Genomic DNA, 14,435 nt, shown 5'->3' with positions numbered 1-14,435 from the left:
TCCTCCCGGCGATGCACCAAGCATCGTTATTGAAGCGGGGAACTCGCGATCGGCTGCAGCGTTTGCGTGTGCGTCGCGACGATGAGCGACGTATCGAAATGCCGGTGGTCCTCGACGAAGTCATCGCTTGCGCGGTAACTCTCGGCGAGGCGGCGGGGATCGCCGCCCGCATAATCGACGAGTGCGATGACGCGAGGCTCGCTCGACTCGGGGTCCGTCCAGACGCCGCGCACAGTGATGCCGTACTTGCGCAGCGTGCGAATGTGGCGAGGCCAGAAGTCCGAGACGTAACTCTCCAGCGCGGCGGCGTCAGTCAATGTGTAGGTTCGCAACTCCACGCGGCAAGTCTACAGTCGTCGATTCGGCTGGATGTCGTTCTCGCCGACGGGGTGCGCCGGACGCGGGGGCTCCGCGATCCAAACGACGCGATGCGCTTCTTTCGGCGTCGAGGATTGGAAGTCTCGATCTCGGGGAATAACGCAACGACAGCCGAGAGGGAGGCAAACATCACCATGAGATTGACAGCTGACACGAGCATCCGCCCGCAATCGCGAGCATCGTGGCGTAGGCACTCAGCCTGGATCGGCCTGATCGCCGGCGTCGCGGTACTTCCTCTCGCCACGGGATGCGACACCGACGAAGGCAGCAAAACGACAACGACCAACTCGACGACTACCACCACGGTGACGACGACGCCGACGACCATGTCACCTACGACTTCACCCGGCACCGGCACCGCCCCAGGCGGAGCCACGGGTGGTGGTGGCCCTGAAGGTGGCGGCGGTTCGATCCCGGGCGGCCCGACCGGCAGCGGGGGACCCGGTGGCGGGGGCGGCAGCGTGCCCGGTGGACCCACGGGTGGCGGCGGCCCGGGCGGCGGCGGTGGCTCAATTCCGGGCGGCCCGACGGGTGCTGGCGGTCCTGGTGGCGGAGGCGGCAGCATTCCTGGGGGGCCGTCCGGCGGCGGCGGTCCCGGCGGCGGTGGAGGCTGTGTGCCCGGCGTGGGGTGCGTCTCGGTTCCTTGATCCGAGGCGGATGTCAGCGCAGTCCCAGTACGCGAGCAGCGCTCCCGTACCGGGACTTACGCGAGAGCGCGTCGCTGTATGTGACCAGCGCTGCTGACGAGTGAGTTCGGCGGGACATCCGATGCCACCACCGCGCCCGCGGCAACGACCGACCCTGAGCCGATCGTGACCCCAGGAGCAATGGTCGCGTTGGCCCCGATCCACACATTTGTGCCAACGTGGATCGGGGAGACCGTGATGCCGTCGAATCGGGCCGCCGGTTCGACGGGATGGCCGGCAGTGCAGAGGGTGACGCCCGGCCCGATCAATGTGCGGTCTCCGATTGTGATGCCGCCGAGGTCAAAAAACGAGCAGTTCTGGTTGACGAAAACCCGGCCACCAAGACGCAAGTTGAGGCCGTAGTCGCAATAAAACGGCGGGTAGATCGTCGTGGTTTCCGGCAGCGACCGCCCCAGGATTTCCTTCAGCAATGCGTTGCGGCCATCCACATCCGAGTGCCGCAGCACATTCAGTTGCGACGTCAGGTCCATGACAAGCTGGACCCGTTCCACCACACGGCGCGATTCGTCGGTACCTCTGGGGATCAGCCGCGCGGTGTTCTTCTTCATATCTCGATCCTGGCACCGACCGCAGGCATCTCGGCGAGCGACGCGCCTTGTTGCCGAACTTGGCAACTGACTTCGCCGGCGGGCGGAAAGCGTTGCACGGCAACCGAAATCCTTCACTCCAATGGCTCGGGGGTGAAGGTCACGTCGACTCCGCCAACGGTCATCGTCACCTGACCTTCGATCACCATCACCTGTGCCGAGACCCGTCGATCGACGCTTTGGGCCAGTTGCTGCACCGACTCGTGCGGTATCTGCAGCACCGACAGGTTCGCCAGCCCCGCCACTTTGGGACCGACGGTTCGCCACCAGGTGGCCACGCCGGCGGCGAACGGGTAGAGCAGCACCTGGTCGGCCTGGCTGGCCGCCTTACCCAAGACGCGTTCGTCGGGCTGGCCGACGTTGATCCATTCCAGGATCCGGCCGGTGTAGTCGGCGAGCCGCACGTCCGGTACGCCAGGGGTGGACAGGCCCGGCCCGAACGCCAACTCGCCGTCGACGTCGCTGAGTCGGTGTGCACGAAGCCCAAAAGCCAACAACCGCACGACCATCCGCTCATCGGTCTCACTGGGATGGCGGGCCACGGTCAACGCGTGGTCGGCGTAGTAACCGTGATCGACATCGGAGACGCCGAGTTCAACTTTGAATACTGTTGCAGAAAGGGCCACGTCATAGTGTCCACCCGGCCGGCACCTGCCCTGCAATCGGGCCGCCGGTCAATTCGAATCGCCACAGGGGAGAAGTGGCGACTCCGCCCTAGCCGACTGGCGGTTGTGAGCCATTCGGCCCGTACGGGCCGTTCTGGCCATTTCCGCCGCCGCCCCCGGCAGCGCCGCTACTGCTCTGCTCGGGTGGGGTCGCGATGACATTGGCGTTTCCCGGCGCCTGGCAGACGGTGGCACTGCCTTCATCCGCACACGGGGCGGAGCCGCCGTCTGCGTAAGCGGCCGGCGCGAGTACTACCGCGGCTGCCGCGCCAGCGGCGACGAGCGTCGACGTGATCGAGATGTTCGACAACATGAGTTCTCCTGTGGTGGCTGCACATTCGTTGCCGCAAAGAGCCGAACCAAGATATTCATGCCGCTTCTGGAGCGGTCAGGGCTCTGCGGCTTTCTCCTGTAGTGGCTACCCGTGCCCGCCCGACAACAAACGTGGTGGCGACGGCCCGAGCTGCGCCGAGCTACGGCCAGCGACTACGCAGCTGTTCCGGCGTCCACGACGGCCATCGGGGCGTGTCGACGCTCAGTCCGCCACTCATCTGCGCCACGATCTGCGGTCCACTGGCCGCGGAATTGTCGTAAACCGCTGTGCTGTCGACGCGAACGATCGCTGCAGCCACCAATGTCCACAGCCGGCGATACCGTTCCCGGATCTTCTCCTCGGGCACATCGTGGCCACCGGCGGCGACCCGGTAGCGGACGCGGTGAACGGCCAAGTTCTCCGGAATCAGCACAATGTGCAACACCACGACATACCCCGCATGACGGGCCGCATCGATCAGCTCCAGCTTGGAGGGGTGCGAGAACACAGTCTCGGCGATGAATGAACGCCCCTGCTCGATCAACGCTTCCCGCGTCGCCGCGGCGATCCGCGCGGCCTCGTAGGCGTGGCCCAAAGCGTCGGTAGGCCAGCGCTGTTTGGCGATCTCATCCGCGTTGACGAGCACGCTGCTCGGTAGCAGCGGAGCCAGCGTGAGTTCGACGAACGTCGATTTTCCGGCACCGTTCGAGCCGACGACGAGGTCCAGGCGTTTCACCGACGCAGCGAGTGCACCGCACCAACCACGGACTCGGTGCCGTCCGGGCGATGCTCGACGATCTGGCCGTCCTCATCCAATGCCACCGTGGTGATCCCACGCGAGGCGAGCACGGCACCGTAATCGGTGCGGGCCAGACTCTCCTCGATCGCCGCGGAAACCTCGGCATTGAACACCACGCCTTCTTCGGTGTTAAGAACGGCGATGTCGATCTGACCGGCGAGGGCAGCCTCCACCCTGCGTCGTGAAGCGGTGTGCTGGGTCGATACAGCACGGCCCACCCGCGCCCAATGGTCGAGTTGCTGCTTGGCGGAGCGACTCTGCCGGGCACCCTCGGCGGCCGCGGCCTCGAACAGGTCAGCGGACACCCGGGTGACCCGATCGGCGACGTCGGACATGACCTACCTCCCGTGTAGCATGTTGCTACCACCGTAGCAGATTGCTACTATACGGCGTCATTTTTCCAGGGCACCGCCGGCAGAAGGGCCAGAGGCGGACAATTGCTCCATGTCCGCTGCGTTCTGGATCGTCGTTGCAGTGCTTGCCGTCGGGACTATCGCCGGCGGGTTGTTGCGGATTCGAACCTGGTTACAGCAGCCAGCCCCGCCCGAAGCGATCGAGGCCGCACACCGTCACGACGACGAAAACGACTAGCAGCGTGAACCGAACACATACGTAGGGCCGTGTTGGGTGACAACGAATCTGAGACTATTGACAACATCTTGAGACTCGCCACCTCGAAGATCAAATACTCACGGATCGTGAACAGGGACAGATGATTTGAGACTTTGTTCATCGGGTCTGCCTTTTGGGCTGCCTGTCAGAACCCGTACAGGTGCTGCCTGGCGTTGAATGCCGCCGGTCCACCCTCGAGGATCGATTCCGCGAGCGCACGGATGGTGGCGTCGTCGAGCGATCCAATGCCGCCTTCCACTGGCTTGCCGTTCTGACCGCTGCCCTCCAAAGCGACGATGAGTTCCGCATCGCCGAGGACCGGAACATTCGCGTTGTGTGTGCTCGCGATGATCTGGCGCTTGCCCTTAAGTTCGCGGAGGTTCTTGACGATCCCGTCGTACACGAACCTGTTATCGAGATCGTCCTCGGGTTGATCAATGACGAGTGGTGCACGTGATGCTCCGAGCAGGAGCAGCAGGAGGGCGGTGGCCCGCTGCCCCTTGGATAGGTCGTCCATCTTCTTGAATTCCCGTGTGCCCGTTCCCGCCCCGATGTCGAGCTGCACTTCCACCGCATTCCCGACCGACAGCTCCTCGATCTGGCGGAAGAGAGCTTCCCCGGCATCGACCACTCCGCGGGCCTGCGCACCACGGATCGAGAACTTGGCTGTGAGTTCAGCCTCACCCTTGCGGGCAGCCTCAACGAACGCACGGGTCGAAAAGCCTTCAGCGTCAACGGCTGCCATGATCTGCGTCCGTTGCCCGCTGACCGCGTCTTCGATCAGCGACTTGATGTGGCGACGGTCCTGGGCCGCGATTGGCTTCACGATGACGACGCCACCTGTTGCTGCGTTCGCAGTTCGGATCGCATCGTGCAGGGCTTCCACCCGCTTGTTCTCGTGCTCAGCGAGTTCCTGGAGAAGTGTCTTGCGGGAAGCGACCAGTTCCTTGATGTTGGCGTCGATGCTGGCCCGCCGAGGCTCCTTGGCCTTGAGGTCTTCAAGCGCCTTCGTCGTCGTCAGGTACTTGTCGGGCTCAAGCCCGTCTTGAACGAGCTTCCGCAGCACCTCTGCGTGATCGTCGCGCTGCTCGCGGACAGCATTCGTCCAAGCGATTTCGGCCGAGGCGATCGCAACGTCGGCAGCTGCGATGGCTGCTTCGGCCTGAGTCGCGAGGGCCTTTAGTATCTCCGCCAACGTGTTCGTCGCAGATCGAACGAGTCGGAGAGTTTCCGCTTGTGGCGATTCTTCAAGCCCGTCGTAGGACGCGCCGAGCTTCGCCATCAGCTGTGTGTCCGTCAGCCCCGTGAGGGTCGACTTTGCGTCGGCAACGCGCGAGTGTCCTTCGGAGAACACCGCCTCGTCTTGGTTCATCCGCGTGACCTCACTCAACCGAGTAGGCACGTCGGTCTCCTGAAACTGGCGCACTTGCTCTTCCAAGCGCGGGATGTCGGCGAGTTCTTCCTCGAGTTCGGCCTTGTCCTTCTCCGCGCGCGCGAGCTTCTCGCGGCTTTCCTTCAACGTTGCCAGCGTCGCGTTGTGCTCGGCAGTCAGGTCTCCGTTGCCTTGAAAACGGTGGAGCATACTGGCGACTTTCGCGCTGTCGCTTGTCAATTCCGCCAGCTCATGTTGTCCGAAGATCTCGACGTCGCCGATCACGTCAGCCGGTTGAAGGCTGGTGACCGTACCACTGGAGTCCTTGACGACCGGAGTGTTGTGGACAGACCGCTCGATCGTGAATGCCTGGATCATCGGCGAGGTCGCCTCCACAGCGAGTTTCACGACGGTCCCTGCCCGAAGCACACCGCTGACGATCGCGTCGTGGTCTGCCTTGGCTGAGGCGCCAATCGGCGTCAGCCCGAGAACGTAGCGAAGGCTCTCGATGGCGGTGGACTTCCCCGTTCCTCGCCCACCGATCAACGCGGTCAGATCCGGCGAGAGCGGGATCGTGACGCCGTCCAGGAAGCCGCCGACCCACGATATTTCCTTCAAGAGAGGGCGAGTCTCTCCTTTGGGGTCAGCGAGAGCGATCCGGGTTTCGGGGGTACGGACCGCGATCTTGAGGCTCTCGACGGTCAGGGTGCTCACTTTGAACCAGGTGGAGCCACCCTCTGTCTCCAGAGCATCTGGGTGGGAGATGTCGTCGGCGTGAATGACTGCGAGTGGGTGCCGGCGGTCGAACGGCTTGCGGCGTTCGATGATGGCTTCCTGCTCCTGCGCAGCAGCCACGCTGGGTGTGATCCCCAAGGCATGGAGCTGTGGATGGTTGATCAGCTTTGCGAGTGGATTGCCCTGCCGGCCCGTAAGCATTCCGCTGTTCGCCACGTTGGCGTGCGCAGGAATGACCAGCGCACCGCGATCCGACATCTTCTCCAAGATGTCCTCGAAAGGCTGCCCGACGGTGCCGTTGTTGCACCCTGGGGTGACACCGCACGCACCGATGGCCGCGTTCACATCGGCAGCAGCGGTTCCGGACTCGAAGATGACGAGCAGATGGAAGCCTTCAGCCGTATTTGCCTCGAACCCAGGCAAGGCAACGACTCCGCGAGCCGTCGCGTCTTGAATGAGTCCACGGGCCGTGTCGACCGCCCAGTGATCGGTAATCGCGATGAGTTCGATGCCAAGCTCGTCACATTTATCGAGAAGCGCCTTGTTGTAGTCAGCCTCCGAGGCGAACCTGGTTGAGGGCGAGTTTCGCCCCTGGTACGCGTAGGGGTTGACCTGCAGAGCGGCGCGAACCCAATGAGCTCCGGGCATCAGATCGCCCGCTCAGTCGGACGCAGGAATGCCCAGACCACCTGCTGGCTCATTCGTCGAGCGCCTTCACGAGGGCATCTTGCGCGTCGCTGTAGAAGATGAATGAAACCCTCGTCGCGACCTCGTCACTGACGTCGAGGAGTTGGCGGCGGGCAGACACCGGGAGCAAGAGGGCTGTGGCCCCCTTCTCCATCGCGTGCTCGGCAAGTTGCGCGGCATTGTGAACGGTCTCGACGCCGCCGCCCAGCGACAGGTTTCCGACGGCGATCAGCCCGCCGCGGACCGACCGCTGGAGCATTGCGGAGGTGAGAGCCAGCAGAATCGGGAGCCCGAGGCCGGCACCGGTCTTGGCAGCGTCGAGGGCTCGGATCTGAGCAGTGAGATTGTGCTCGCGTGGGTCGCGGTCACCCACGAGTTGTCTCGCCTGGGCGATGAGGTTCTGCTCGGCGACCTTGAAGCTCTCGCGGAGAGTCGCGGGCGCGGCTTGGTTGAGCAGACCACGCGCGCCCGAGCCGGGCGTGTCCGCCGCCTCGATCCGGTAAAGCCCTGGGCCGACGTCGCCGTCGCTCTCGGAAATCGCCCACACTTGGCCGGGCGGTAGCGGATCGAGACCAATCGAGTCTGGGCTCGCCAGCTCGGGCGTCGAGACGAACTGCTCGACTCCCTCACCAAGGCGGTAGCCGAACTGTGTGTTCCGGAACTCGGCGGCACCGATACGCCGCTGCTGCTCCTTGACTCGACGGCGGCATTCCAAGGCAATGCGAACGGCCCATTCGAGGTCCTCGTCGCATATGGCGGCCTCGGCATCGGGGTAGAGCAGTTTGAGCAACCCGTCGACGGTCTTGTTGACGGCCGAGAGGTCACGACCTGACAGCGCGTCCGAGTAGTTCACGCGGCCCTGAATGGCCGAGAGCCGTGACTGGTCGCGCAGGCGCGACCAGCACTCGGAGAGAAAGTCGCTCACAAGCCCGAAGTGATGGGTGAAGTACGTCGGGTTGAGCTTCGGGACATCCCATCCGGGCAGGTAAGCGTGGATGCGGTCCATGAACGCGGTGTCGTCGCGCATCTCCGGCGGCAGGGGTGAGAGCAAGTGGCCGATGCGCTGCTGATGAGCAACATCGACGTCGAAGTTGCCGACCAACACGATCGAGCCGTCAGCACGGATGGACTCACGACCACGGGAGAACTCGCCGGACTCCATGTAGCCCTTCATGATATTGACGCCGTCCTTCTGATCGAAGGAGACGCCGGATACTTCGTCAAAGCAGACCACGTCGTACTGCGCGACGAGGCCGCGCTGCCCAGTTGCGTTGTTCACGAACATCCGGGCGACGGTCGCTTTACCGCCCGAGATCAGGTGCGCGTACGGCGACACCTGCTGGAATAGGTGCGACTTACCCGTACCTCGCGGCCCCAGTTCGACCATGTTGAAGTTTCGCTGCACAAACGGGACCATTCGTAGCAAAAGCACGTTCTGCTCGCGTTCGCTCAACTGCGCAGGCTCGAAGCCCACCGACCGGAGCAGAAGGTGCTTCCACCGCTCGGTCGTGAACCGCGACCGTCCTTCAGCCAGTCGTGATAGCGAGTCGCGAGTTGAGAGCTGGATGGGGCGCAGCGACCCGATGGCGAAGGGCTTTCCGTTGTTCTCCTCAGCGATCGCGGCGTCGTAGGAGAGGTCGACTTCGGCGTAGAAGCCGCCAGTGAGCATGCGTTCGTTGTCCCTGACGACGGCGTCGTCGATCCTGACATCGCGCAGCGCGAGGCTCGGCAGCTCGGCGAGGTAAGCATTCGACTTCGCGTCGAGTCGGGCCTTGACTAGATCGATGAGCTTGACAGTCATGCGCTCGCGAGCGCGTGACTTGAACAGTTCCTCCTCGCCGGCCCGCACGGTGCGGTCGGCGAGCAGACGGCGTACAACCTGGAGGCCCTCTTCGATTTCCTCAGGATCGGTCGTGGCACAGTATCGCCCAATGAGGAACTCGCCCACGTACGTCGGGACGGGATACGCCCCCTTGAACTGTTGCGCTAGATCCTTGCGAACGACGTAGCCCTCGAACACCGAGGCCGCTGTCTCGTCGATCTCATCGAGCGTGATCGCCACAGTCATTCCGCGCCTCCCACCGTAGTTTGTGCTTGGGCTAGAACCCCACCGCTCTGGTCAAGAAGCACGACCCACGCGGCCGCCCCACCGGGAGCCTGTTCTTCATCGACGAGAATTTTGATCTCGCCCGGTTCTGTGGCCGATTTCGGACCACCGACGGTGCTCGACGCATCGGCTGGGCGGAGTCGGATTTCGGCGACGATATCGGCCTCGGCGGGGACGTAGTCGACGCGGCAGCGGTGGCCAGTCCACCGGATGGCATCAACTTGGACGGGCGCAACGGCCGTGTCGCCGCGCGTCACCGTGACGACGGGAATCACACACTCCTGCAGGCTCAAGCCACCGTGCTCGTAGAGGCAACCCGCCTCGAACGCCGCAGTTCCCGGTGCACTCACCATGTCGACGGACGAATCCCATGTCCAGGGCAGCGTCGGGAAATCCGGACGCGCCGCCGCCGCCTTCAACCGGGCCACACGCGGTTTGCGCGCCGCATCACCTTCCGTGACTTGTAGGGGGAGAGCGACCTTCTGTGCTGGCTTGCCAGGCAAGAGGAACCCGTGGTCAGTGACAATGACGACCGTTTGCCACCCCGCGTCGAGCAACCCGCGAACGCGCTCGGCGACGAGGTCCAACTGCTGGTCGACGAGGTCTGCAAGCGCATGTCCGTGGGAATGACCAAGCGAGTCAATCGAATTCGTCTGCGTCCATGCTTTTCCGGTCGGATCTCCGACCTCGGCGGCGTCCCACTCGAGGAACTGAACACCTGCGCTCACCAGTGCCGAACGCAGGACCGCGCCCTTGAGGGATCGACCTTGGTCGTCAGCCGCATCGAAGGCGGTGCCGCCGCCCGTGGCGATCGCGATAGGGGCGACCGCTGGCTGCCCAGTCGGTGTCACGCTGGGGAACGCGGCAAACCGCGTCTCGACAGAGACGACGAGCGGTGACAACCGCCGAGTCACTCGGGAGGCCAGGTCGAAGCGCAGCGCGTCGACGTAGACGACGGCAGTCCCCACGCTGATACCGAGGCCGATCTGCCCGGGATAGCTGGTCATCGCCGCGATCTGGAAGGCCCGCGCGGACTCATCGATCCAAGGGTCGTAGAGCGCACTGAGCGCAATCGAGACTGCGGCCCGGTCCTGCGCCGTCTTGGCCGACGCAATCGCCCGCAAAGCGAGGTCGTCGATCGCGTGGCCTTCATCGCCATACCAGGCGACCTGAGACTTGAGATCTGTCGCTGTTGATGCGGTCAGCACACGACCCGCTAGTTCGGCGAGGTGCCCGACAGCCCGCGCCAACGGCGCCTGCCCGAGGGCGGCCCAGACGTTGTCCTCCCTCGCCGAGTGTGCGGCAACGAGTTCGACGATCCGGCGCTTCGGGTCCGGGTCAGCCGCCAGCCCACCTAATGCGATCCGCAACGCCTCCTCCTGGTCGCGATTCCATGACGGCCACGAATCGGCATGGGGGTCCGTGTCTCCGAAGAGCGGCACGACCGAGGGGCGCGCTTGATCGAGTAGTTCGGGGATGTTCGGATAGCGGGCGGGGTTCTCGGCGAACCGCTGCCAGACGGCACTCCACTCGCCGGTCCTGCTTCCAAGCTTGCTGGCTGCGGTGAGCGGACCGTCCTTCTCGGGGCTGAACCCGTAGACGGATTTGCAGGAAGCGTTGAGTGCCTGCCATCGCGCGCCTTCGAGCGAGGCCCGAACCACGTCCGGGTCATTCATCCATTCGAGCAGGGTGCGTACCGCGTCATCGAGCACGAGGTGGTGGAGGCGCGACGAGTCGAGGCGCCCCATGCGCTTGAGGTCATCGATGTCCTCGAAAAGAAACTTGTCCAGCACTTGCGCAAATGCAGTTCTCGTCGCGGCGTCGCCAGCGAGGTCTAGCCCTGCACCCTGTCTTGATGCGAGGAACGAGTGCGGTGTCCACGGCGCCTGACCGAGCGCAGACGGCCACCAGTTGGAGCGGATTGAGATCTCCGCAAGCGGCGCAAGCGTGTCATCGAGGGCAGATGCTTCGACTACAGAACTGCGGCTGACACCGGGTAGATAGATCACCCACGGGTTGCGCTCACCGTGCTCCGCTAGGTGAGTCGGAAGGTTGGCTGACTCAGGCGATGCGAGAACGGCTCGAAGCCAGAGTGCGGGTCCTTGAGCACGTGCGGGATCGTATTCGCCGAGAACGAGAATAGGCGCTACCTCCTGGAGACCGCGGATCACAGGCTCCCACGCGCGCTCGGGGTCGGCCCACAGCACAGCCGCGGGGGCAGAGATCGCCCCCGCGTTGAAGGCCGCCGCATCACGGAGCGCTTCGGCAACCACGGCACGGACGAGCGTCATTCAGTCGCCTCCGCGGCTCTCCGGGCTGCGCGGCGCTCATCGAGTGTCGGGTGCAGATCGTTGTGGCGCTCGGATCCGTCGGGATTCGTTCCGCGATCTTTCTTCCAATGCACATTGACCTTCGACCGGAGTACCCCGGCGGTCACGAAAGGTCGGATGTTGAGGCGGACACCGTCGTCAAGGTCTGGCTCCCAGCCGATCGGTTGCTCGGCCATGGGCTTCCACCGCACGTACACGTCGTAGGGCGGCGCACCTTCGAGGATGAGCTTGAGCCTGTGCTGGAGTTCCTCGGCTGCTGCGAGTCGAGCGTCAGCGCCAGCCCGTTCCGCCCGAGTCTCATGCTTCTGCCGGTCGATCCATGCGCCGAGCGACGTGAAGGTCAGCTTCTCCAGCGTCCGCCGGTCGAGCTTGTGGTAGTTGACGATCGCCGAGAACCCATCCTCGCGGCCATCCCAGATGTGCCAGAGGAATGGTCGGTTGTCGAAGACCTTCACATGCTGAGCGAAAAAGGTAGCGCGGAGCCAGTCGTCGAGCTTGCCATTCTTGCCGCCCGCCTGGACGACCAACTGTCGTTCGTGGGCGCTAGACCAGCCACCGCCGTGAACGACCGAAAGTACCTCCCGCAACCGCGTGACAAGGTCGGATTCGCCGGGTAGCGAGACCAGCGCCGCGATGCCGTCAGCGTCCACCAATTCATCGAAGGCAGTTGAATCCTGCCCGGGCCAGCGGTATCCAAGTAGTCCAGCGAGCGCAACCTGGAGAGGATAGTTCGAATCGACGGTATCGCCGGAGAACGTCCACTGGGTCGGATCACTTACGTTGCGCACGAGAGTCGTACCGGCCTCTTCAGCGATGCGGCGCCAGTGGTCGCGATCAAATGGAACTTTGATCAAGTAGCCCGGATTGACGACAACCTTGGAGTTCACCCGGCGTACCGCGTCCGCGTACTCCGGTGATTGCAAATAGCACCAGACTGCGCGCAAGTCGTCCGGATTCGACGGTATGACTGGGGCTGAGGCGTCATTGAACATCTCGCCGTCGTACAGCGTTACGCGCAGGCTTGACTGGCCGACGAGCACCCCTCGCTTGCCAAGTACTGATGATGGGTTGTAGTTGTGCGCTCGGGATGACTGAAGCGCACCATCACCGGAATCCCAGCGAAGCAAGTACTGCCGTCCGGTAGTAGGTCCAGTTTCTGAAGGCGCGGTAACGTACTTCTCCCACACTGAGGGGTCGCCGGTGACCTCCCAGAAGTGAAGGACATACCGCGAGGTATCCATCGTGACGAGCCCCTGCCAGCTCGTGGCGTAACTCGACAAGAGGCTCTTGCCCAGAGTGCTTGCGTCAAGTATTGACCCGGGGTTCTTGCGTAGGTCGTCAAATGTCACCAGATCGATGTCGCCGGCCCGCAACACTTCTGATTTCGCCTTGGTCGAGGAGGACTGCCGCGCGTCGACGAACATCATCTCCTTCGGACGCGCAGCGGAGATCAACACCAACGCCGATTGGACGACTTGGCCAGTGATCGTTTGGAACGCGCCAGCGCCGAGCGGCGCAACCGCATTCCAGCCCGAGCGATGCAAGAGATGCACGCGCAGCGGACCGAACGACTTCAGGAAAAGCCAGTTCATCGGCATGACAGCAGCGATCGTTCCGGTCGAGTCCGGTAGGAAACGCTCCAGCATCGCCGTCGCGAGCTCCGTTCCCGAGCGCGGAAACCGGTCTGATATGAACTCGGCGGTCGATTCATCCATACGCTGCGTGCTCAGGTATGGCGGATTGGTGGCGACGAGCGTGTAATTGCGACCAAGGAGACCGGCAGCGTGCATCACGTCGTCGGCCGCATGCCCAAGGACAGTTGCGTCTTGACTCTCGTTGCGGAGCGCCGTCGAGAGGAGTTCACGCACTCGGTCGGCAGATACACCGACACTCAAGTCACGACCGAAGAGGCCGTCGCGATTGGCTGTGGGCCGTGGGTCGATGAGCGAACCCAAGCTGTCTGCGTTTCGGAAAAGCGTGTGTAGCCCGCGCATGGCTTTGCGGAGTTCCCCGTCGTCTGCAGCCAAGCCTTCCCAATCTTGGCGCACCCCGTGGACCGGCACGCCAGAGCAAGCGATCTGCGGAGCGGGAAGTTCACGGAACCCACCCTGCTTCCACGCTTCAAGCGCGACGTTGAAGGTTGCGATCTGGGTGCATCGTGGATCGAGTTCGAGGCCGTGGAGGTTGTCGCGAAGGACCGCATCCTGCGCATCGGCCGACGTGAGACCCTCCTCCTCGGCGCGCATGCGCCAGAGCATTCCGAACATGGCAACGAGGAAGTGGCCAGAACCGCAGCAGGGGTCCATCACCGTCACGTCAGCTGCACATTCGGGCCACTCACTGAACGAGCCGGCGGCAGGTGCACCGTCCTCATCGAGTCGGAGGTACTCCCACGAATCAACGAGCGGTGACTCGGGGTGACGGGCTGCCCACCAAGCGCCGAGAGAGTTCTCCAGCAGGAAGCGCACCATGTAGTTCTCGGTGAACAACTGCGTCACGGGCGAGATGTCGGCACCGCCGATCTTGACGCCGGAGTCGTTGACTCTTTTCTTCTCGGCCGTCTGCCAGAACTGGTAGACCCAGCCGAGAGCATCCTCCGTCGTGAACACCTCCGCCGGAATCTCCAGCAACAGTCGCTCCAGTGTGTTCCGGTGTTCGGCCGCGAACCCCACCTGGACTGCAGGATCGGTGAGGCGGAACACACCGGGCAGGATTTCGGATGCGAAGCGAGCGGCAACAGCCCACGCGTCGGGCTCGCCGAGGTCAGATGCGAGATCGCCGCAATCCTCCAAAGACAATGGGATGGCTCGGTACTCGGGATGCCGCAGGAGTCCGTTTACTTCCAGGAAGCGTGCGAACAGCAACCGGTGCCACTGCTCATAGGCGACGTCGTGAACGAGGTTCGTCAAGGGCACACCCGCGCGCGAGGTGTCATCGCCGAGTTGGCGAGCCTTGTCGCGAAGTGCAAGGCGAAGCTTGTTCTGCTGTTCGCTTAGGTATGCGGGCCGGCTCGGCTCGCTGACCGCGAGTGCGCGCAATGCGTCTTCGGCTGCGCGTTGTGCCGCCTCGCGGGCACGTTGCGTCTGGGTGTCAAGGAAGCGCCGTTGTTCAGAGTTGAGGACAGTGATCGTTTCGGTGGTCAT

General features: G+C 63.7%; 10 protein-coding genes. 1 reads left to right on the top strand and 9 read right to left on the bottom strand.

Annotated features, from left to right (window positions below; translation table 11 throughout):
- Positions 1-26 precede the first annotated feature (26 nt).
- The 5 genes from ACJH7A_RS20100 to ACJH7A_RS20080 all read right to left on the bottom strand — a co-directional run bounded on the left by ACJH7A_RS20100 (position 27) and on the right by ACJH7A_RS20080 (position 3,784).
- A complete protein-coding gene (locus tag ACJH7A_RS20100) occupies positions 27-338 on the bottom strand; it encodes an NIPSNAP family protein (protein ID WP_064859152.1) in 312 nt (103 codons plus the stop codon).
- 743 nt (positions 339-1,081) lie between these two features.
- Entirely contained in the window at positions 1,082-1,633 is a 552-nt protein-coding gene (locus tag ACJH7A_RS20095) for a DapH/DapD/GlmU-related protein (protein WP_064859151.1), read from the bottom strand.
- A gap of 113 nt (positions 1,634-1,746) precedes the next feature.
- Entirely contained in the window at positions 1,747-2,298 is a 552-nt protein-coding gene (locus ACJH7A_RS20090) for a YaeQ family protein (protein ID WP_064859150.1), read from the bottom strand.
- A 512-nt stretch (positions 2,299-2,810) separates the two neighbouring features.
- The gene (locus ACJH7A_RS20085) at positions 2,811-3,386 is read right to left on the bottom strand and encodes a zeta toxin family protein (RefSeq protein WP_064859149.1); all 576 of its coding nucleotides are present in this window, start codon (positions 3,384-3,386) and stop codon (positions 2,811-2,813) included.
- Complete coding sequence (locus ACJH7A_RS20080; RefSeq protein ID WP_064859148.1) at positions 3,383-3,784, bottom strand: TA system antitoxin ParD family protein; 402 nt, start codon at positions 3,782-3,784, stop codon at positions 3,383-3,385. The genes ACJH7A_RS20085 and ACJH7A_RS20080 overlap by 4 nt, the downstream gene beginning before the upstream one ends.
- A gap of 109 nt (positions 3,785-3,893) precedes the next feature.
- Here ACJH7A_RS20080 and ACJH7A_RS20075 point away from each other — a divergent pair, with 109 nt between their 5' ends.
- Positions 3,894-4,040: a hypothetical protein gene (locus ACJH7A_RS20075; protein WP_212811430.1), complete on the top strand. Its 147-nt coding sequence runs from the start codon at positions 3,894-3,896 to the stop codon at positions 4,038-4,040.
- Between the two features lie 166 nt (positions 4,041-4,206).
- On the opposite strand, the gene ACJH7A_RS20070 is transcribed toward ACJH7A_RS20075, so the two are convergent.
- The 4 genes from ACJH7A_RS20070 to ACJH7A_RS20055 are packed head-to-tail and all read right to left on the bottom strand — an operon-like array spanning position 4,207 to position 14,435.
- A complete protein-coding gene (locus ACJH7A_RS20070) occupies positions 4,207-6,816 on the bottom strand; it encodes a TrlF family AAA-like ATPase (RefSeq protein WP_074304484.1) in 2,610 nt (869 codons plus the stop codon).
- A 49-nt stretch (positions 6,817-6,865) separates the two neighbouring features.
- The gene (brxL, locus tag ACJH7A_RS20065; protein ID WP_079676085.1) at positions 6,866-8,923 is read right to left on the bottom strand and encodes a protease Lon-related BREX system protein BrxL; all 2,058 of its coding nucleotides are present in this window, start codon (positions 8,921-8,923) and stop codon (positions 6,866-6,868) included.
- Positions 8,920-11,253 (bottom strand): BREX-1 system phosphatase PglZ type B, encoded by a 2,334-nt coding sequence (gene pglZ / locus ACJH7A_RS20060; RefSeq protein ID WP_406774604.1) that lies wholly within the window; start codon positions 11,251-11,253, stop codon positions 8,920-8,922. The genes brxL and pglZ overlap by 4 nt, the downstream gene beginning before the upstream one ends.
- Positions 11,250-14,435 (bottom strand): hypothetical protein, encoded by a 3,186-nt coding sequence (locus ACJH7A_RS20055; RefSeq protein WP_406774603.1) that lies wholly within the window; start codon positions 14,433-14,435, stop codon positions 11,250-11,252. Before ACJH7A_RS20055 ends, pglZ begins: the two co-directional genes overlap by 4 nt.

The sequence above is a fragment of the Mycobacterium sp. SMC-17 genome (assembly GCF_045310915.1).
In the GTDB taxonomy this organism is placed as follows: domain Bacteria; phylum Actinomycetota; class Actinomycetes; order Mycobacteriales; family Mycobacteriaceae; genus Mycobacterium.
Note: the sequence above shows the minus strand (reverse complement) of the source record. Positions and strands in the feature narration are given on the sequence as shown.

Coding starts and splice junctions, on each gene's coding strand:
- ACJH7A_RS20075 (WP_212811430.1), top strand. CDS start 3,894: ATGTCCGCTGCGTTCTGGATCGTCGTTGCAGTGCTTGCCGTCGGGACT.
- ACJH7A_RS20095 (WP_064859151.1), bottom strand. CDS start 1,633: ATGAAGAAGAACACCGCGCGGCTGATCCCCAGAGGTACCGACGAATCG.
- pglZ (WP_406774604.1), bottom strand. CDS start 11,253: ATGACGCTCGTCCGTGCCGTGGTTGCCGAAGCGCTCCGTGATGCGGCG.
- ACJH7A_RS20080 (WP_064859148.1), bottom strand. CDS start 3,784: ATGTCCGACGTCGCCGATCGGGTCACCCGGGTGTCCGCTGACCTGTTC.
- ACJH7A_RS20055 (WP_406774603.1), bottom strand. CDS start 14,435: ATGACCACCGAAACGATCACTGTCCTCAACTCTGAACAACGGCGCTTC.
- brxL (WP_079676085.1), bottom strand. CDS start 8,923: ATGACTGTGGCGATCACGCTCGATGAGATCGACGAGACAGCGGCCTCG.
- ACJH7A_RS20070 (WP_074304484.1), bottom strand. CDS start 6,816: ATGCCCGGAGCTCATTGGGTTCGCGCCGCTCTGCAGGTCAACCCCTAC.